Annotated in this window: 15 protein-coding genes; 5 read left to right on the forward strand and 10 right to left on the reverse strand. The window is 39.9% G+C overall.

The features are described from left to right. Positions 1-5: 5 nt before the first annotated feature. A complete protein-coding gene (locus G7B20_RS03675; protein WP_164108682.1) occupies positions 6-3,698 on the reverse strand; it encodes a SusC/RagA family TonB-linked outer membrane protein in 3,693 nt (1,230 codons plus the stop codon). 637 nt (positions 3,699-4,335) lie between these two features. Between G7B20_RS03675 and G7B20_RS03680 the strand changes: the two genes are divergently transcribed. The 3 genes from G7B20_RS03680 to G7B20_RS03690 all read left to right on the forward strand — a co-directional run bounded on the left by G7B20_RS03680 (position 4,336) and on the right by G7B20_RS03690 (position 6,213). Next, on the forward strand, positions 4,336-4,836 hold the full coding sequence (locus G7B20_RS03680) for a hypothetical protein (RefSeq protein WP_164108683.1): 501 nt from the start codon (positions 4,336-4,338) through the stop codon (positions 4,834-4,836). A 149-nt stretch (positions 4,837-4,985) separates the two neighbouring features. Further along, positions 4,986-5,666, forward strand: coding sequence for a hypothetical protein (locus G7B20_RS03685; RefSeq protein ID WP_164108684.1), 681 nt, complete (start codon positions 4,986-4,988; stop codon positions 5,664-5,666). Between the two features lie 346 nt (positions 5,667-6,012). Continuing rightward, positions 6,013-6,213 (forward strand): hypothetical protein, encoded by a 201-nt coding sequence (locus tag G7B20_RS03690; protein WP_164108685.1) that lies wholly within the window; start codon positions 6,013-6,015, stop codon positions 6,211-6,213. A 2-nt stretch (positions 6,214-6,215) separates the two neighbouring features. On the opposite strand, the gene G7B20_RS03695 is transcribed toward G7B20_RS03690, so the two are convergent. The 3 genes from G7B20_RS03695 to G7B20_RS03705 all read right to left on the reverse strand — a co-directional run bounded on the left by G7B20_RS03695 (position 6,216) and on the right by G7B20_RS03705 (position 9,608). Further along, positions 6,216-7,301, reverse strand: a complete 1,086-nt coding sequence (locus G7B20_RS03695) for a TlpA disulfide reductase family protein (protein WP_164108686.1) — start codon at positions 7,299-7,301, stop codon at positions 6,216-6,218. Between the two features lie 162 nt (positions 7,302-7,463). Next, a complete protein-coding gene (locus tag G7B20_RS03700; RefSeq protein WP_164108687.1) occupies positions 7,464-8,393 on the reverse strand; it encodes a polyketide cyclase in 930 nt (309 codons plus the stop codon). 24 nt (positions 8,394-8,417) lie between these two features. Next, positions 8,418-9,608 (reverse strand): ATP-binding protein, encoded by a 1,191-nt coding sequence (locus G7B20_RS03705; RefSeq protein ID WP_164108688.1) that lies wholly within the window; start codon positions 9,606-9,608, stop codon positions 8,418-8,420. A gap of 159 nt (positions 9,609-9,767) precedes the next feature. Here G7B20_RS03705 and G7B20_RS03710 point away from each other — a divergent pair, with 159 nt between their 5' ends. Continuing rightward, complete coding sequence (locus G7B20_RS03710; RefSeq protein ID WP_164108689.1) at positions 9,768-10,400, forward strand: hypothetical protein; 633 nt, start codon at positions 9,768-9,770, stop codon at positions 10,398-10,400. A 189-nt stretch (positions 10,401-10,589) separates the two neighbouring features. On the opposite strand, the gene G7B20_RS03715 is transcribed toward G7B20_RS03710, so the two are convergent. The 6 genes from G7B20_RS03715 to G7B20_RS03740 form a co-directional block, all read right to left on the reverse strand. Then, entirely contained in the window at positions 10,590-11,405 is an 816-nt protein-coding gene (locus G7B20_RS03715) for an endonuclease/exonuclease/phosphatase family protein (protein WP_164108690.1), read from the reverse strand. Positions 11,406-11,415: 10 nt separating this feature from the next. Further along, positions 11,416-12,984, reverse strand: coding sequence for a DUF5689 domain-containing protein (locus G7B20_RS03720; RefSeq protein WP_164108691.1), 1,569 nt, complete (start codon positions 12,982-12,984; stop codon positions 11,416-11,418). Positions 12,985-13,007: 23 nt separating this feature from the next. Further along, positions 13,008-14,564 carry a SusD/RagB family nutrient-binding outer membrane lipoprotein gene (locus G7B20_RS03725; RefSeq protein ID WP_240458424.1) on the reverse strand — a complete coding sequence of 519 codons (1,557 nt, stop codon included), beginning with the start codon at positions 14,562-14,564 and terminating at the stop codon, positions 13,008-13,010. Positions 14,565-14,569: 5 nt separating this feature from the next. Beyond that, the gene (locus G7B20_RS03730; RefSeq protein WP_240458423.1) at positions 14,570-17,989 is read right to left on the reverse strand and encodes a SusC/RagA family TonB-linked outer membrane protein; all 3,420 of its coding nucleotides are present in this window, start codon (positions 17,987-17,989) and stop codon (positions 14,570-14,572) included. A 181-nt stretch (positions 17,990-18,170) separates the two neighbouring features. Continuing rightward, on the reverse strand, positions 18,171-19,367 hold the full coding sequence (locus G7B20_RS03735; protein ID WP_164108694.1) for a FecR family protein: 1,197 nt from the start codon (positions 19,365-19,367) through the stop codon (positions 18,171-18,173). Between the two features lie 86 nt (positions 19,368-19,453). Continuing rightward, positions 19,454-20,014: a sigma-70 family RNA polymerase sigma factor gene (locus G7B20_RS03740; protein WP_164108695.1), complete on the reverse strand. Its 561-nt coding sequence runs from the start codon at positions 20,012-20,014 to the stop codon at positions 19,454-19,456. Between the two features lie 359 nt (positions 20,015-20,373). Between G7B20_RS03740 and G7B20_RS03745 the strand changes: the two genes are divergently transcribed. Continuing rightward, the gene (locus G7B20_RS03745) at positions 20,374-21,666 is read left to right on the forward strand and encodes a MutS-related protein (protein ID WP_164108696.1); all 1,293 of its coding nucleotides are present in this window, start codon (positions 20,374-20,376) and stop codon (positions 21,664-21,666) included. The last annotated feature ends 22 nt before the right edge of the window (positions 21,667-21,688 follow it).

The following is a 21,688-nucleotide window of genomic DNA, read 5'->3' on the forward strand; positions in this document are numbered from 1 at the left end:
TTAAATTAAAAGTCCAATTGTACACCGGCTGATATACGTAAAGGTGCGGGATACTCCAGTTGATGATAATCCGGGTCTATATCTATTTTACTAGACTTCCAGAGCAGACCTAGATTTTTGGCATAGACATAAAACCGTACCTGCTCCATTTTCAGACTGCTGGTATATTTCTTCGGTAAGCGGTAGGATACGCTTATATCCTGTAGTCGGATATGATCCCCCTTTTCAGTCAAGATCTCTGAGTTTTTATAAAATTCATTTTGACTATCATTCAATACTGAAGGTGTATATGCAGGCACATGCGTATACAGTTCATCACCTGACTGCTTCCAGCGCTTAAAATAATCCATATGGTATTTGGGCAGATCAAGTAATTCCTCGCCCGAGCCTTGAGAGTTTCTACGATAAAAATATCTGCCCTTATATCCCAACAAGACAGAAATGCTAAAACTCTTCCATGTCACACTATTCATCCACGACCCGAATAGCAATGGTACTTCGGACCCTACCCGAACCAAATTATCCATCGGAAGATCAAGGTAATAGCGCGTAAAATCCTTCGGATCTTCGATTAGCCTACCCTCGGTATAAGCAATAGGGAGACCTGTTTTCGAGCTGAGCCCGAACCAGGGAAAAGCATACAGTTGATCTATCGATTCATTTAATAATGGGATTCTGCGATCAATATAATTTGCGGAATAGGTTGCAGGAGGGCCACTATAGTTATCGACCCTATTCCTTGTTGCCGACATCAGAACAGTTGTTTTCCATTGCAATACACCAATAGATCTCGCATATGAGAACTGGATATCCCAACCTCTAGTCTGTAGTCCCGCATAGTTTGTCTTATAATTCATACTCCTGGGCACTCCAGAAGTTGGATCCATTATGGTGGGACCAAGCAGATGGTTGGCCTTTTTCTGATAAAACTCTATAGAACCTTCAATGCCTAATTTTTGTATACGAAAGTCAACCCCTTGATTCCAGGTATTGACCTGTTCCCACCGTAGATCTGGATTTCCGGGGTGTGAGATTCCTGCTTGCGTAAGCCCTGTTATTGTGTTAGTGGACAGTGATATCGTCGGGTAATGGCTTTGGCTTTTATCAATATTACCTGCACTTCCGTAAGTCAGTCTCAATTTCAATTCATCGAAAAACTTAGGTACAAATACTTCCCGATGCAGATTGTACGCACCTCCGATAGAGAATAATGCCGTACCTCGCTGGTTAGTATTGACCCCTAATAGATTGCTGCCGTCCCAGCGCATACTGCCACTCAACATAACCTTATCCCATAAAGAATACCCGACATTCCCAAAGTATGACAGGTACCTACCTGATATGATGTTAGGCCAGCTTACAGGATTGGCTATATTTCCGGTTCCTGTAGGACGCAGTGGATAACGGGTACCGTAATCGGTAATCGTTGCCATTTTCCAGCTATCTTTGTCAAAGCCATATAAGGTACTATTCACTCCTGACTCTGTCACTAGACTCCTTACCTCCGCTCCGGCCAAAAGATCCAGATTACTCCAAGTCCCTATCGCTCTGGACCAATTGGTCTGCAACCGGACAGCATGCGACTGGCTAGTTTGCGGAGCATCATACTTGCGGATACCTCCCAATGGTATAATTCGTTTGCCGTCAACCTGCGTATATCGATTGATCAGAGTCCGGGCATAAAAACTATCCTCGTCATAAAACAAGTGACCACGATTAAATCCCAGCTGGTATTGATAATTTGCAGATAGTTTGATGTCTGGAATAGGTCTATAACTGAACACCCCATAAAACCGCATCTGCGACTCTTTACGGTTCTGATCGATCAGGAAGGGTTCATCAAGCGGCCGTTGTATCCAATTCAAGAGCTGGCTCTCTTCTGCTTTCTCCCGATAAGCTATACGATATGCTCCTCCTATCCCTGCCGCGCCCCCTGCTTCATCGAATAGACTCTCATAGCTATCTCCCTGAGCATAACTAGAGGTACTATTCAGATCTCGGTCTAGATTCGAAAAGTTGAGCTGTGCCGAAAGATCGAATTTTTCTCCAAACCGTATGCCATTCTGAGCCTGTAAGTTTATACGTTTACTTTTGTCCCCTAGCTTGCTATAATCCTGTGCATCATACCCAGCCGAGAATGCAAACCAATTATCCTCAGTCCCACCATTCACATTCAGATAGTGCTGTTCTCTGCGCTCGTTCGTCAGCATATGCATTGACACATCTTTTCGTAGATCATTCTGAGCATACCATGCCTTCTTTCTTGCAAACTCTTCTTCGCTGATCAGTTTGTCTCTTTTTTTTATCAATAGCTCTACATAGGCAGGGAGTAATAGGGCGTCCATTTCTCTGTACGCACCCCTACCGAATTTTTCCTCCTGTATCGCCATCACTGTCGAGCCGGGGAGATAATTAGGATTACGTGTCAGGTCGGGTTTACGGGATAGTCCTATATTACTGGTCCAATTAATACGCAATCTATCCGCACGACTTCCTTTTTTAGTTGTAATCACAATGACACCATTACCTGCCCGTGCTCCCCAGATGGAAGCCGCAGCAGCATCTTTGAGAATGGTGACATTCTCTATATCATTTGGATTGATCTGGTCTATATTTCCCTCGTAAGGAAAATTATCAATAACAATCAAAGGTGAGGCATTCGCCTCCAATGTGCTCACTCCCCTGACCCGCAACTGAGGAGTTGCTGTAGGGTCATCATCGCTCAGGCTTCGATAGTCAAACTGAAGCCCTGAAGCGATTCCTTCCAGTCTTTCCAAGATATTGCCTCCTACCGAACGATCAAGTGCTTTACGATCGATGTGTGTAAAAGAACCTGTTGCCCGCTCTTTAGGAATTGTATAATATCCCGTATTGACCACGACCTCATCAATAATATTGGTTTCGTCCTTCTCCAGCGTGTCTATCGGTTGCTCTTTCTGTTGCTCTTTCGGCCTCCCCTGAAAACTATATTTATAATTTGCTTCTTTGGGTGGAGCGCCCAGCAATGCATTATGTACATCTATTTTGGTAAGCGTCCCCGAGTTGGGGATTGCAAAGAGCTTACCATCACGGATCCATACCTGACCAAAGCTCCGTTTATAATAAAACATTTCATTCAAGAGCGTATCCCCCCTATTGCCAAATACAACAGGAAGGCTCCATCCTCTTTTCTGTATAAATGGGAGCACTGATCTATTGAAGTTATAAAGCGCTATTGGCAATACTTTTACCCGCTCTCCAAAAGAGGCCTGCCATTCGTTCCATTTGTCCACAGAAGCAACACAAGGCACACAGTATGTAGCCCAAAAATCTAATACCAAAAGCTTATCCCTATAATCAGACAATGAGATGTACGAGCTATCCCCATCGGTAGTATATGCCTTTAATCGCTGTTGCCAAAAGGCCTCGGGCAGCATATCACCTATTCGGATTGCTTGAAGAGATTTTAGGCCTTGGCCCTCCTGCCCCAAGGCAGGAGTAACCGAGACCGTACTAAACAACACACAGAATATTATTATACAGGCTTTAGGCCATAGGCTATAAGCTTTAAGCTTTCCTTCCCCGTCATTCTGAGCGGAGTGTAACGTAGTCGAAGAATCTAAACAACATAGTTCTTCTTTATTTTCGCTTTGATAGACAGGCACCTCTTGTCGGCCAAATATAGACAGTCCTCTCCCACCCCTTAAAAAATTCTTCATTTCTAAAGATCATTGAGTGTGACACAATCACCCCACCTCGTCATTTCGATTGGAGCAAAGCGGAACAGAGAAATCTAAAGACCTCTATTCATTAACTAATCAGGCCACACGGTTAATAAATAAAATTGATAATGAATGAATCTAAATGCGCACTCTCGGTTTTCAATTGGATTTTGCGGTTATAATTGGCGACATTGATTCGGGGTCATCCTTGATGACATTCGTCTTGAGCTACTCGGGAGCAGAAATCAAATTTTTGTACAGTTGCTTTTTCATACTCATAAATTTTACTTATAACTTTTATGAGCCTCTAATATCACCTAAAAATATTAGGCCGAGGCTTACTGAAGTTCGAGCTCCCGGTGGTAATCGGGGGTAGTAAACTACCAGACACAATCAGTAATACCTCGGCCCAATAAATATATTGTTCCGAGGTGTTCACTTACCGCTCGTGTCCTAATCAATTACCACATTGCTCGAACGAGATCATAAAGCAAACACCCACTATTCTAAGTTCGAATAGAAGTGCTAAAAATACTATTTAAATACTATTTCATCATATCAACAATCATTTCTATAGTTACAACTATAGACAAATATAGTAATAACTATAGAGATTGCAAAAAAAATAAATATTATGTCAAGAAAATCTGCTTTCGAATTAGCAATTGTAGAACAGAGTATTTTAATAAGAACCGAACATAAAAAATCGCAGTCTTACATTGCTATGTTATTAGATGTTAGTGATGGTTATATTGGTCATGTTGAAAATCCACATCGTGGAGAGATGTATACACATGATCAAATCAACGCAATTGCACTAGACCTAAATATATCTCCACAACTTTTTTATCCAGAAAATACTGTTCAACAAATACTTCCCAAAAAAGATCCAAAACAATCCCTAGCGAAAGCAAACGCTATAAAAGAAAAATTGATTTCGATGATTGATGACGATTTTTTCAAAATAGAAAAATCAGTAAAGCAAATAATCGATGAGATAACAAAGGACGAAGAATTCATAAACGAAAAGCTTACAAACAAAGATATAACAGACCAAGCGAGGCCACTTGTGAAACTTGACATGTTAAGGAGCACTAAGGTTTCTAATAAAAATTTCTATATAAACGTAATATAGTTTCTTATATAAAACCAACAGACTATTAAAAAAATAAAGGGACACCTATGGCATCCCTTTAATCTCTACTTAGTTACGTTATCTTTGCAGACAAGAGGCTTGACTAAGTCTAACACAGCAAATATACCAAATATCAGACCAATTACCAAATGAGAATAGAGCTCCGACATAAATATTTATCCAAAACACGGTATAATAGGTATCAACAAGCTACTCAATATAACCTATTAAAAGCCAAACAGCTATACAATGCAAACATAAGATTGGCTCAGGCTTTTCATCCCCTACTAACTCAATTTGAAGTAGTACTACGTAATTCAATTCATCGCGTATTGACCATTCATTTTAATGATGGTAATTGGGTACTAAACCAAAAAAATGGTTTTATGTCTCACCCTTCTCTTTCGAAGTCGCGGTACTTCCTTAAAGAATCTATCCTGAGCTCAGAAAAGAAGTTTCATCGTAGAAAGCTTTCAATCACTAGTGCTAGACTACTCGCGGATCAGACGCTGGGATTCTGGACATCATTCTTTCTAAGCCATCATTACGCTTTATTAAGTGGATGTCCCATGAGGGCATTTCCAAATAAACTATCCACTGAAAATCGAGCGACTATCCACAGCAAGCTGGAAAAACTAAAGGATTTTAGAAACAGAATAAATCATTGTGAGCCAATATGCTTCAAGGGAACAGTTATAGATTGTTCCATTGCCGAGGATATCCATCTGACACTATATGAATTGATATCGTGGCTAGATCCCAAAATCACTCCGTTCTTTTCGTCAATTGATAATGTACCAAACAAAATCAGGCAAATAAAGAGTATATGACAATCCCCCAAGCTCTCGCCTCTCTCCAGAGAGGTGTATCCATAAGCATGGAACTGCTACCTGAACGAGCAATGCTTATTCTTCCTCTGATGTTGGAATAAACCCTAGCACTCTTACTAATATATATTTATATCTACCCTACCTGCTGGATTGTCCTTTCTCGAGAATCATCGTCAATGGCACACCATCTGGAGATATACACCTCCATCATACCAAAAAGATTAACGAAGATGGGTATAAAGGGTTTTCGCATATCATTTACAGCGAGGATGGCGGGGGTACCTGCGTCATATGGAAGAAGAAACAGGCTCAAAAAGGAAGCACGCGCAAGACAAATGAAGTGCTTTTGGCCGTACTGAAGCAATGGATAGCTGACAGTTACTTCGACCAGAACCAAAATGCACTGGAAATCTACAAAAAGCTGAAGGCTGAAAACCTCGAATTCCGTATCAGCGAGCTCGAAAAATGCCTCAAGGTATTATGTGGCACAGGTCAACAGCTTTTACAAAAAGAATCTATTGACGGGGTGTTGATGTATTCGAAATAGCACTACCTCTTCACGAGATCTTTTATCTCTTCTAAAAAGATATCATCTGCTCCTTCCCATCTTCTAATTATCCGACCTTCCGGATCAACTAAGATTTTAACAGGGACACTAAAAATCAACAAATCTCGTCTAATTGTTTTTAGATCATTTTCCTTAACTGAAACATGCCTCCAAAGTGCAAGCTTATCTTCTAAAATTGCCTTGCGCCACAAGTCTGTATTTTCATCAATGGAAAATTGCAAGATTTCAAGCCTATCCCTGTTAGCCGCATAAAGTTCTTTAAGAGCAGGATGATCATGCCTACAGGGTACACACCAACTGGCCCAAAAGTCAAGAAGTAAATATTTTCCTTGTGCAACATTACGGGTATCAATTTCTATACTATCTTGATCTAGCGCCTTAATAACTGGTAGCTTTTTTAATGCATGATATTTATCGAGGATATCTACAAAACTTCGCATTGATATGGCATAAGGCGTCTTAGACATATCCTCAGAAAGCCGATTTAGGACTTCCTTAAACTCCAAGTACCTTGCTCTTCCATACTTCATCTTTAACAAAAGTTCCATAGATTCGAGAGAACTCAACGAGTTTGGATAGTCCCTGAGGTATTCAAGTTCTTGTGTGATTCTCAGATTATTTATAGAATCTTGGAGTTCCTCTGAGTCGACCATGGACTTTTTATTTTTTTCCCAGAATTTATCGACGAATTCTTGATGCCGTAAAAAGTCAACTTGTAGTTCCGATGGGTTCTTGACAAATGATTGTGTAATATCTTTTTTTAGATCTAGTTGCGTAATTGGGCTTGTACTATAAAAATCGAAATATGCCTTATCTTCTTTATCAAATTTCAATCTGTATTTTTGATTTTCACTAACATTGAGATCAAACTTGAATTGATTATTGATTATCGATATTGAATCTGTCAAAGCTTCCCCTTTAAGCGAATACGAAACAAAAATAAAAGAGTTACCACTATTTGATATTCCTTCTACCGAAATAGTCTGACAAAACAGAGAAAAAGGAAACAACATTAGAATGAGTACTTTAAAATGAAGTGCACTCCTAGACTTCAGACCTATTAACATACGCTTATTACTTTATTAATCCTTTAATACATAAAAAACCATGCTTTAATTTAACATTTTCTATTTAGTATTTGAACAGTATTTTCTATAAAAAGGCCTTTCAAATCTTTAATTGATCTCAAAATAACATATTGCAACCCGTTAAAGAAAATTAATATAACCTTATTTTTTGGTCAGATCCTTGAGCAGATTACTGAATACATAATCGTGTTCTTGTTTTATCCCTAGTTTTTCCAACGGTTCCCAATAGAATCTGGGTTTTAAAACGGAGGTATAGGTTGTAATGCGTGTCAGCTTACATTTGTCCTCGCCTACTTTATCAAAATAATATATAGCTTCCTTAAAACCGAGCCAACTGCGCCCTACCAACTTATAGTCGATGACATCCATTTTCAAAACCTTTCCGCGCTCTAAAGCTGTAATACGCTCCACGATAGTACCACTGCCAAAATCATTTGCGCTGGATTTTCCGGCTTTAAAATAACAGGTCCTCAACCCTCCTACTTCTTCTTTTTCCAAAACACATTTGGTAGGAATAGGGAGATCAAAATACATAAGATAGGTTTTTTTTGCATCGAGGGTATCAACAGATTTTATGGCATCGTACACCTGCTCTGGGGTATAATCAAAGATCTGTTCGGTAGCAACCTCAATAACTTCATCCTTATCCGCCGTTAGATATTGTTCTACTGGTGCTGCAATTAGAAAAGGCAACAGAGGGAGTAGTAACACCGGCAATCTGTCTGTACCCCGTATCTGACGATATCGCTTCGCCAAATGCGCAATAATATAACCGGCAAAGATAAGTGGAAGAACCAAGGGCAATGTCATCACAATACACAACAAACCGGATAACCCAGGAATAACGAGTGCTGTAAGAATAATAGCTGCCGAGCCGATAGCTCCCCATACGATATACTTTGCATTGGGCATAGCACCGATAGCAATACCTAAAACTATAGGTAAAACAATAAAAAGAGCCCAACCTAATGGGGCTGTACCAATAAACAGAAAAAAGATACCTGTCCCAAAGAAAATAACTGTAAGAATAATCGACAACCGAAAACTACGGTCCCTTAGAATTTTATCCATATAGATCGCCTTGATTAATAAGGTTTAATACAAAAAGCCAAATAACCACAATGGAATCTTATGAAGGTGTCCGATCTCCATCTCATCAGCCACGACATAGCCATTCTTTATATTATTTAACTGCTTACTGGTTTTATTCTTACCACCTATCTCGAAAACATAATCTCTAAAAGCGAAATCGCCGTCGGACGTGTAGTTCACATCTCCAAGGTTGGACAGTTGACTGATAAAAAAACTCTCGCGCACATTGCCAAGATTGCTGTTTTCTTTTGCTAATGAAAATTGGAGGTTAGGGTGTTGAAGAAAGATCTTTTCGGGCTTTTGCAACATTCCAATCCCCTTGGCATCCGCATAAAGCCCTCGAATGATACGCATATCTTCTAAGTATCTGATATATTGAACCAAACTATTGCGACTCACTCCTATTCGCTCGCTCAATTTTGAAATATTGGGTTTAAAAGGGACCGACTGCGCAATGATGTATAAGAGAAGCCTAATTTTCTCAACGCTGCCCGGATTAATATCATGAAATGCCGGAAGATCGATGTTGATAGCAAGCGATATTGTTTCGGATAGCTTTTGAGCATATACGGAAGTTCCTTCCAAAAAATAAGGATAATACCCATGTTCTAAATAGCTACTAAAATGAGCAAGTGGCTGGACTTTTTCGACAACATCCATAGCTACAGCTGTATGAGAATGTATTAAATCATCAAAGGATATCGGCTTGAAAGATTCTTCCAATACGAAATTAAGATATTCCCTAAAAGACAAACCAAACAACTCGTACATCACAGCTCTACGGCTTAAATCTCCTTTTGCACGATTGATATGCATGATTGAAGAGCCCGTAAAAATCACCTTAAGTTCAGGATGATCATCATAGATATTTTTTATCTCCTGAGACCAATTGCTGTAACGATGCACCTCGTCCAATAAGAGATACTTACCGCCTTTTTTAACAAATTGGTCAGCTAGATCAACCAAGGTGTTAGCAGTAAAATAAAGACTATCTAGGCTAGTATATAAAGTCTCCTTGCCAATAGGCAAATTCAATTTTGCATATTGTAGCATTAAAGTCGTTTTACCGGCTCCACGAGCCCCTTTAATCCCAATTAACCTACTATTCCAATCAATTTCGTCCATTAAATAACGCTTGTGCTGTACGTTGATACGTCGAAATTTCTGATAAGACTTTTCAAATAAAGCTTCCATATTGCTCTCTACAAAAAACAAATATATCAAATTTTGCTCTTTATAAAGAGCAAAATAACAAATTAATGGTTTTTACAAAGAGCAGACATAAACTTCAAAAAATCTAAATATTTTGTATATTTAAACATAATTGTAAACTTAAAAACCAAATACAAACCAATGCTACAGCAACAGCGTAAAGACAATTCATTCTCGTTTATATTTTCCAATATATGGAATAGACCACGCTGGTTTTTTAACTATATAACAGACCAGCGCTTTGAAAGATACATGTGGATATTTTTCTATTTCGGCATACTGGCAGGAAACCTCAGTAGATTTAGAGAGATTGAGGTTGACAACATTACACCAATGGCTATCTTCATAAAGGTTTTTCTTGTAAACGCCATCCTCACCATAATCTTTTATCAACTATTTGCATTTATACTCTCGTTAACAGGAAAATGGATCTCGGGATCTGCCCAAAGCAAAGATATATTCCGTGTCATGTGCTATGCTATAATACCGGGCATAGGACTCCTTGTTTTGCATATAGTCGGTATCTCCTTATTTGGCCCATCTTATTTTACCAAAGCATTCTGGGCAGTAAGTACAGATCAGAGTATAAATACGTTTAAAATGGTATACCAAGTCGTCCAGAGTATCCTGGCAATTAATGTTGCTTTCTTTTTTATCGTTGGAATTGCGGTAACGCAGAAGTTCTCGATCTGGAAGGCAATCCTCAATATAGCGTTACCGGTCTTGATCTTCTCGGCAATCGTAGCCGCTTTCTACCTTAAAGGTTTTGTTTAAAAAATAAAGCGACAGACTTTTATAACAAAATTTCACTCGCTTAAAGCACCTAAGCTTATGCCCCCCAAGTAATGGTAAAATATGACGGAGAGAAAGAGAGCTGAAATATGACGACAAAATAGATTTTAAATTTCCATTGGAGGATTTATTTTATCCTCCAATGGAAAACCAAACGACCTAAAATATAATCTAAAATCCGAAAATCACTTTAACAGGCCGATGATCTGAAGCATAGGACTCCGCAAGGACATGGTGCGATACAACAGTCCAGTTAGCATTCTTGACGGCAATATAATCAATCGTGCGCCTAGGTTGAATCTGAGGAACCGTATGTTCGCAGCCCTCCACACAACTGCGTCTGAACGCGTTGTCTAAGGTCTGTATAACTTTACTATCGGGAACGGCATTTAAGTCGCCACACAGTATAACCGCTTTTTTCTCAGATTTAAAATAGTCAACGATATGTTCTATCTGTACCTGACGATTGATAGGATCTCGTGTAGCATCCAAATGTGTTGTTGCAAATATTACGGGTTGTCCTCCTACCGTTAACTGCACGGCAGCCAAAATCCGTTTTTCGGCTACCACTTTTTGCGGCAGCTGCACCAACACAGAAGTATCGATGGATAAACGGCTCAATATCGCTAAACCATATTCTCCTCCATCATGATCTATAGCTTTGAAATAACGGTACTGATACCCTAACTTATCCGCTATCAATTTCGCCTGATTTTTATGTCCACTACGAGCTGTCCCATTATCGACTTCCTGTAAGCCAATTAAATCTACATCTGCCGATTTAATCACACCAACAATTGCGTCTATATCAATCAAATTGGGTTTACTGGGTGGGTTGGCATGATGTATATTATAACTTAAAACCTTTAGATTAGCTAAGGTTGAAGGTTCTTTCTTAGCTTTTATCGCGCAGCCGCCTAATAAGGCTATCGAAAAGATAAAAAAGAAAAAACTTCTGAATCGGTGTAATCGCTTACTATTTTTCATAACAAACATTCTATTCGATCACTTTTGTTGCATACCATCCTTCATTTGTCCCATTTGCTTTCGGGAACTCGCCTTCTATTTCCTCTATAGTTGACTGCTTTGACAGATCAACTGTACGCTGCGACCGGGCCTTTACCCATCTGCCCAAACGTACATTGTACTCGCCACCTAATTTATAAAACCATCCTGCATCTGAAGGAGCGGGTCTAGCAAGGTAAATGGTATTAGACCCTTGTTTGTAAAACGGCTGCTGCTGTAATGTTACTGGATTTATAATATCGTACCAATCCGTATTTGCAATCCGTAAACCTGCTTGTTGACCGACATTCAATATGGCACCATTATATCCGGTGACGATTACATCAATTGGGATCGAATTCTTTGTCACGGTCGTTCCTTCAAATACGGCTATCGCATCTGTAAAAGCACTCGTACCATTTAAAAATAAATCTGTATTTACATCTCCAAAACCATCCCCCTTGACCGATCCGGTCTTCCTTGACACGATCCAGTTGGCATCACTGATAGAGGTCGATCCTACCCCATTTATTAGTCTAGCCGAGTTACCAACATAGAAGTAGGTTCCTTTTTTAACCTGTCCACTTTTAAGATCAAATTTATAAGATCGCTTACCTCCGGCAGCCCAACCATTCACAGGAACACCGGTAGGTTGATAGCCCGAATTGGTATTGTGTGTGACAACAGAATATGGTGTTTTAGAAAAATCAACATCCTGTGTTGCCAAAAATTGAATATACTCTCCATCCAGATCAGTACCTTCTACATCTCCGATATAACCGGAAATTACGATAGAAGCACGACTAACGGTAGAGCTTAGTACCGTGATATCCGAATCTCTACGAATCCGCAAATGCGGGACCCACTTACCGTCGACTTGTGTGTACCCTACTACGCCAAAAAAATTAGCCATACCTGGAAGTACTTGTTGTGCAAAGGTCGCTGAAGCATCCGTATGTAGTACAAAATTATCAAAACCATCGTTAACCAACCTATCACCAGCATAGGTATCTGTTGGTTCGGGTATCGGGTCAAAGCCTCCCTTTACAATAACCAGCTCTGTACTTTCATATTTATCTGGATCAGCTAGAATATAACTACTCGGTATTCGATTGACTGCAATGGCACGCCCGGAAGCAATTTTATTAACAGCCGATTTATCAACACCTTGAATCACCAAAAGACCGCTTTCGCGCTTCATCACGCCGCCGATAAGGTTAACGCGCACCGAATCTCCTGGTACATATTCTGCTGCTGCATCACCAATCTGTATGGCTATCCCTCTAAGCTCATTGAGACGCAATCGATCTTGTACCATAAGTAACCCTGTAGGTAGGTTCTTACCGGAATGATCAGAGACCACCGTCCCCGTAATACCTGTAGCACCCAATAGCGTCTCATCGGTCAGTTTCAGATCCTGACCTTTATAAAAACTGCGCAGATCATATATCGCGATATCGGGATTGACGGTAGCCCCAGGAAAATTACCCACGGTATCGCAGCCCCAACAACAAATTAGTATTCCTACACAAAAAAACACATTGAAAATATACCTTTTCATAACCTAAAGTATTTAATAAAGTATTAAGGCTTTTGCCACCAAACTAATGTATTAATATCATCTGCACCCATATTTTTTACAGCATCCCTGTAGTTTTGAGCATTTGCAGATTGAATATATACGGGGTAATTGAGCCGAACAGGCATCTTCCCACCATTTCTCAGACCCGCTCCCTTGGGAAGAACAGGGTGACCTGTGCGTCTCTGTTCAAACCACTGCTGAAAATCTGTCAGGAAAAGCACATAATATTTTTGCAACTGTATGTTTGCCATTTTGCTCGCCGCATCTCCGGCATCTAGCGGCAGATTATCATCCCACTGCAGACCAGCAGTTGCTACATAATCGGTAAACTCCTGATTATTGATATCTGTGGTAAATTGAGGAACCCAATAATTAATAGAATTTGCAATTGCCTTGTAATAACTCTCTGCAGCATCTCCTTGTATCCATCCTTTTGCTATAGCCTCGGTTTTAATCAGCTCCACCTCTGCATAAGTCATCAATATACCAGCCAACTTACTCTTCTGTAAAGAAAACTCTGAACCTCCAAAGGAATAAAAATAAGACTGCTTTAACTCTTTACCACCTGGCTCATAGCCGCTGTCTACACCTAAAAAACCAGATGACCCAGGCGCTATCCCAAGTCTATTACGCGTATCTTTGCCATATTTATTGGATATATCAATGCGTGGATCATTCCATTCGCTTAGTTTTAAGATAAAAAAATTGCATAACGATGCAATCGTAAAATCGGCTTCCCTCAAACCAGTCACATAGGGATTGGTAAATGGATCTGTCGTTACTACATCGCCTGTCCATTTTACGGTAGCTGACTGTCCATTGCTCTCAAAAACGGGGTACTTCAACGTATTATCCTGCAATATCTCTTTAATTTTGCTTGTTACTTGGCCTTTTACCTCATCCTTAGACGAAACCCGCAACAATAACCTAAGGTACAAGCTATTGCCAAACCTTCTCCAGTGATCCACATTACCTGCATATATAGGATCACTAAGTGGTACGATTTCGTCTTCATTTTGTGCTAATAATGAATTGGCTTCTTCCAGCTTCTCAAACAAACTTAAGTAGATATCCTTCTGCTTATCAAATTTCGGTTCCATTATGCCTTCTTTTCCTCTGTTGGCCTCGGTGTACGGTACATCACCATAGGTATCTGTCAGCAAGGAAAAAGCCCAGGCCTCATTTATTAAAGCGACTCCTTTATAGGCGGTATTCTCATATTTGTCCATTGAAGCAATTTGATAAATATCTCTAAAATTGGTCAGCTCAGAATACCATGCATTCCAGGTATAATCAGCCCATGTGGGTCTAAAATCATAACGAAACACGGCATTTTCATCTTCACTCTGTAATACTGTCACCTGCATCAGTTCATTGTTAAAGTTACGGTTGCGCAGCATATTGGCCTTTGCCATATTCACAATAGCGGGTGCTAACAATTTTTCTGGAGCGGGATCCAGTACACTGATCGGATCCGTATTTACCTCTTCAAAATCATGCTCGCAGCTTGACAATAAGAGGAAAAATAAGGGTAAAAACCCTATAAATATTTTTTTCATAACCATTAATTTAAGCCTACCACTAAATTAAAACCAAAAGAACGGGTGGATGGAAACTGTCCGACCTCAAATCCGGTCACAATGTCTGTTCCACTAAGTGTTCCAAATTCAGGATCAAACAAAGGCCACTTGGACCAGATAAATAGATTTCGACCATATACCCCCATGGTGACCCGCGAAAGCTTGGCCGATTTAATCCATTGCTTCGGCAAGGAATAATCGAAACGAGCCTCCCTGAATTTGATAAAATCAGTTTTGTAGGTAGCACCTTCTCCATTTGCTGTACCCATGGTAAAATTGTAAAAAGAAGTAATATCCTTCGCTATCGTTGTATTGGGACTATAGGAACCATCACTATTCTGTACGACACCATCTCCGATAATACCGCTATAACGTCCAGGTAATGTAGCCGTAAGCTTTCCAAAATCGGCTAAACGGCCATGCGTATAAGAGTGTCCGACACCTCCCAACTGTGCATCAAACAAGACATTAAGCCTGAACCCCTTGTAGCTAAATTCTGTACCTATGCTTCCTTTATACTTCGGAATAGTATTTCCTAAATACACGGGGGTAGCTGATAATTTTGCAAGTCCTGAGTTGGCATCATAAACGACCTGTCCATCGGGCGATCTTTCAAATCCGATCCCGTACATATCCCCTAAACTGCCTCCAACTTTGGCAACGATCTGTGCACCACCAACAGCAGAAGAACGCAAGATAACGGTACTGTCTGTATTGGCCATAGACATGATTTTGTTCTTATTGTGCGAGAATGTTAAATACGTCTTCCATTTAAAATTTTTATTCTGGATAGGTGTACCATTAATAGCCACTTCGATACCTTGATTATTAATCTGTCCAGCATTGATAATCTGACGGGTGTATCCAGACGATCGGTCTACAATACGATCTAAAATCTGATTTTTTGTATATCCTTTGTAAAACGCGACATCTAACTCTAACCTTTTCTTAAACATCTTGACATCAGCTCCTACTTCATAAGTAACGGTCTTAAGTGGCTTAAGGTCGGGATTAGGTAGGGTATTGGGATTTGTCAAGGCATTGCCGGGGTAGATCCCATTATCAGCTAATGGATAAGTGTATGCCGTACGATACGGAATAGTACCACTGCTTCCTGTCTGGGATAAAGACAGTCTTGCCTTTACCATATCAAAATATCTTGGCATAGTGAAATAATCAGACGCTACGAAACTCAAACTCGCTGAGGGGTAAAAAAAACCAACATTATTTCGCCTTACCGGATTAGCTAACGTACTACTCCAATCTTGACGAGCCGTCAAATCCAGATAAAGATAGTCTTTGTACGAAGCAGACATCAATCCGTAAACGCTATTGATATGAAACCTACTGGTATCTGGAATAACAACAAGATCGTAAGCCGCATTATCAAAACTGTACAGATTAGGCTCGATCAAACCATCTGCTCTCTTCTCGTCCTTGTAATACCTATTTCTTAGTAAGCTTCCTCCCAGTGATGTATTAATCTGAATATCCTCGTTAATTTTTTTATTATACTTTAACAGGAAATCTGCTGTTATTTCCTGAACGTCAATATCCTGTGTACGATACGACCCTTTCGGCAATCGGGCTGCAGTCCAGGGACGTTTCTGCTTTCTTAACTCTTCCGAGCGATCCATCGTGGCACGTAGCTGTAGACTTAATTCTTTTGTAAAATCATAATTCAATTGCACATTTCCCATCAGCCCGTTGCGATTCGATCCATTTATAAACTCGTAAGAGATAGCGTAAGGGTTTTCTGGGGATGTCGTAAAGACATCTTTCAATTCTTCGTTTTCTTTGCCTTTAACCCAGTAATCATTGAGCCAATTAATGTCACCATTGGGTACCCAGAATACATACCAATACATCACAGACTGGTTGCCATACCCCATACCAGGAAGATTGTCACTAAACTTATTCGTATAATTAGCTTTAACAGAAAGATTTAACTTAGAAGTCAATTTACTATTTGCAGAAAGAGATAAGTTGGTTCTTCTATACCCCGTATTTGGAATGATCCAGTCGTTATCTGCATGCGTAGCGGAGAATCGGTAGGTTGTCTCTTTTACTCTTCCATTAATACTTAGCGAATTGGTCCATGTTTGTCCCGTCTGAAAAAAGTCTCTGACCTGATTTTTATAAGGCACCCAAGGAGTGGGCTCCAAACCCGCACTTTGCGTCTCTGGATTATATTGGATAAAGGACTGTCCGTTGAAACGTGGTCCCCAGGCCAAACTGGTACCACTATTAGTACCGTACACATAGGTTGAGGCGCCATTTAGCCCCTGGCCGTATTCGTACTGCAAGTCTGGCCATCGATTGGGCTGTTCAAAAGCTAAATTGCTATTGTAGGTAATACTAGGTAATTTATCTTTTTTCTTATTTCCTGATTTTGTTGTTACAATGATTGCACCATTTGCTCCGCGCTGACCGTATAATGCAGAAGCCCCTGGACCGCGCAACACAGTGACACTTTCAATATCTTCGGGATTGATGTCATTAATACCACTACCAAAATCTGTAGGTTGCACACCATCTTCAGGTCCAGCAGCATTGGACCCCGAAGCTGTACGCCTGCCACTACCGCTATTTAATACGACACCATCAACGACGATCAGAGCCTCATTTTCTCCGGTTAAGTTATTCTCTCCTCGTAAGATGACTTTATTAGATCCTGTGGGGCCTCCATTTGAGCGCACCATATTCAACCCTGGTACTTTACCAGACAAAGCATCCAACCAATTGCCGGATACGGCGTCTGTCAATTGGTTGCTATCAATTTTTGTAATAGCATAGCCCAAAGCCTTTTCTTCCCTTTTTATCCCCAAAGCTGTCACCACAACTTCATTCAGCTCTTGCTCATCCTCTTGCATGGTAACCTGCAACTGTCGCTGTTGACCTACTACGAGTTCCTTTTGCTTAAACCCAAGCAAACTCATCATCAACACATCCTGCGCATCTTTTACAGTGATACGAAAACTACCATCTGCAGCACTGATAACAGTTTGGTTATTGGATTTGTTACGGATGGTCACCCCTGCTAACGAATTGCCTTTACTGTCGCGCACTTGCCCAGTAATAATCATTTCTTGGACTTTCGCTACTGTCGCCTTGCGTTGAATAACGATTGTATTTCCATTTAATACATAAGTCAACTGTTGATTTTCAAAGATTTTATCCAAAATCTCGGTAACTGTTGCATTTTTTAAATTTAACGTAACAGAAGCTGTACCCTCTAATAAACGGGCATTATAGGCAAAATTGTACGTCGACTGTTTCTCGAGTGTGGTCAACACATTGAGCAATGTAGTCTGCTTTTTTACGATCGTAATGCGCTGCGCAAAACTCTCTGCACTAGAAAACTGCAAAAACACAGTAATCATCAAAATCCCAACTAATTTCATAATCAGTATGATTCTATTTGATATGTAAGCGTTCTTCTTACATATTAAAATGTTTTTTTTATACATTTGATATGGGTTATATCGTATTCAATATTTAATAAATTCGATTGTTAGTTGAATCAGGACCCAGCCTTTAATCGGGAGAGTTGTCACCTCTCTCGATTTCTTTCATAACCTAAGCTTATTTCATTGCAGTAACCCTCCTTCCTTGAATCTTGAACCGCACGGATCCTGTGAGTTCTAGACTTTTCAGTAATTCTTGCAGACTTGTTGACTTAGAAAATTTACCTCCAAACTCAACACCATTCATATCTCCGCTGTAATCTACCTCTACATCATACCATTTCGATATCATGGTCATTAGCTCATGGATAGGTGTTTTCCTGAAGATGAAGTATCCGTTTTTCCATGCTACTATAGGGTCAGTATCAACCTGGGCTACTAAAAGCTTTCCATTTTCAGAAATAGCTTGTTGACCGGGCACCAATATCCGCTTGGTATGACCTTGGATTACGCTAACAGACCCCTCCAGCAAAGTGGTATACACCTTAGCCTTGTCCGCATCGGCAGCTATATTAAATTCAGTCCCCAATACCTGTACCTTGGTATCGCCTGCTTTCACCACAAAAGGTTTTTCCTTATTACTTGCGACATCAAAATAAGCTTCCCCTGAAAGCTCCACATCGCGGGTCCCTCCTACAAATTGAGCAGGGAAGCGTAATGTAGAATGGGCATTTAACCAGACGGCTGTCCCATCCGTTAATAACAATTGATAGTTGGCCCCCACGGGAGTGCGGATAGTATGGAATGTATGCTTCGTTGAATTTTTATCAGATAACGCTCCTTCTTTCAACGTATAAACCAGCCGCCCGATACTGTCTCTATGCAACGAAATCCCATCGATATCGTCCAAATCATCTTTTAGCGCTCCTTCGAGATCGACAATTGTACCGTCGGCCAGCTCAAGAGTTGCCTTGTCCTGACCCGGTGGAATTAGGTCTACAGCTTCTGTAACCGCAATAGTCGCTTTCTGCTGACTTAAGTATTTATAGGTGAAAAGAGCTAATGGGAGAAGCAAGGACAATATGATTGCCGCGTACTTATAGATTTTTTTCCATTTATTTATTTGAGGTTTTTGGGTACTAGGTGCAATTCTTTCCTGAACGATTTCCCAGCTTTTGGTCCGATCTGCTCTACCAAAGTCTTGCAGCTTCCTAGAGACCTGTTCGGCATTTGTCAACTCATCAAAAAACAGTTTATTTTCATCCGATGCGTTTACCCAGGTCATCAGGATCTGTTCTTCCGTATCAGTTAACCCTGCTTTCAAATACTTAGCGCACAACTCGCCTATTTCATAATATTCTTCAAATCTATCCATAGCGTCTTATACAGTAAAGACACTTATACAGAAGAAGAGGATAAAGAAATCTTAAAAAAATAAAAAAGACGGAATGGTATCACTGTCTACAGGTTATACAGCGAGAGGACCAATGCGAGGATATCCGGCCGAAGCTTTAGCTTCAACAAGGATGTGGCTTTTTGTTTTTGCTTCTTAAGCGTATTTATCGAGAGGCCTAATTCTTCGGCTATCTCGATATTATTTTTACCTTCAACAAATGCCAACCAAGATAATGTTCTGTATTTCTCGGGCAATGCATTAATCGCGGTATGAATCTCAGACAACATTTCTGCTGTAATTATCGCCTCCATGGTACAACGTGCTAAAGGTTCACCTCCAGTTTGCATGTCTGCAAAATTTGCCACGACCCTTTCATGCCGAATCTGGTTCAAGCTCAAATTTCTTACGGTACTGTATAGGTAATTTTTAATCGCCGGTAAATCTTTAGAAATAGTATCCTTGCTCGTCCAATAGCGCACAAAGGCCTCTTGTACAATATCCTGCGCTTTCTCTACATCAGCTAGCATCTGTAGACTAAAGAATACCAATCTATCATGATATGTATCAAATATCATTTGAAAATCTCGGATCCCAGCATCCACCCTACCTGTAGCACTGCTCATCATATTGGTTTTCTATCTAGGTCTACTGCTAGTAATCGATTTTATTGATTTAAAAAATCACTTTTAGTTACTGCAATTAAAATTAATAAATTTCGGATACATTTCCATATTCTTTTGCTAGATAGCGTGTGCTAAGCTACAGCAATAATAAAAAGTTAATGTTAGGTAAGTATGAATAAATAATTAGCATTTTAGTACCTCAACCAGCTGGCAGACTCGAGTCATACGCCGAGACCAAGAAAAAAACAGCTTTCTACAAGATCAACTATCTCATGAGTAAAGATATTAATACAGGTAAGGCTAAATACTTATAAAAAAAGCTTAACTTGTAATCTAGATGTTTCTTATTGGATTGTGCACGAATGACCATAAACAATACACAAGACTTATTTTTATCAAAAGATATACTTCCTTTATTTGACTACACGCTCAATCCAGATAGCAGGTCGAAACTAGAACAGCTTTTACAACAGCCGCTCTCGTCCGTCGCCGAGATTAAAGATAGACAGGCTATACTCGGACAGATAATTGCTTCCAAGCCGCTATGGAACGAATATGAATATCGTAAAATAGAGTATATCGATACGCATCGGTTTCTGTCTAGCTTTCCGCTAGAGGATCTAACCCAACAGGATTATATACGCTATCTCTTCAAAAAGAGAAAGAGAAATGTCCTATTGGGGGAATACCAGCAATTGATTTATTTCCTGGCGAAAATCGAACAGCAACTAAGGGATAATCTGAATATCAAAGCTTTTCCAAAATATTACCAGGAAGAGATTCGATTCATCCTAAACTATTTGCGCTCATTCCGATCGAAACACTATAAATCAAAGATCGGAAAAGATAAATTTGGCTATAAATCGATCCAAGAGTTAAATGCTATTGTATCTAAAAACCGTAAAAACGGTGATACCCATGCTTTCTTTGAAAAGCTCACGCTTTTAGAAGTTTATATCTCCCTAAGCAAGGGTATTTCGAAACATAAGTTCCACTTTGCTGAAATAGATGACAACCGATCTCAACTGCTTGGATTCTACCACCCGTTGCTACAAGCTCCTATCAAAAACGATATTGAAGTAGAAAATAATGTCGTACTACTGACTGGCGCCAATATGTCTGGAAAATCGACTTTGCTTAAGGCGCTAGGACTGTGCGTCTACCTCAGTCATCTGGGGCTGGCTATCCCTGCTGAAAGTGGTAAAATACCTTTTTATGGCACTATATCTGTGCAGATCAATGACAGTGATGATCTAAAAAATGGATACAGCCACTTTATGAATGAAATCGTCAAACTAAAAGATGTAGTAGTACAGGCTGAATCGGGCAAAAGATGCTTTGCTATCTTTGATGAACTGTTTAAAGGAACCAATCATGAGGATGCTCTGGCGATAAGTATAAAGACAATCCATGGTCTTCAAAAATTTAAATCTTCCACTTTTTTGATTTCGACCCATATCGCCGAACTGAAAAGTGAACTGGCTCAAAATCCGATCTCCGTCTCCCCTTACTATATAGACTGTGAAATAAAAGCTGAAACCCCTATCTTTTCCTATATCCTAAAACCAGGGTGGTCTAATCTTCAAATTGGTCAATTGCTATTCAAAAAAGAAGGCTTGAATGATTTATTAAGTTTTGTCAGAAAAAGTAAATAGTCAAAACAAAACACCTGTACTA

Source organism: Sphingobacterium sp. xlx-96, assembly GCF_011007365.1.
Lineage (GTDB): Bacteria > Bacteroidota > Bacteroidia > Sphingobacteriales > Sphingobacteriaceae > Sphingobacterium > Sphingobacterium luzhongxinii.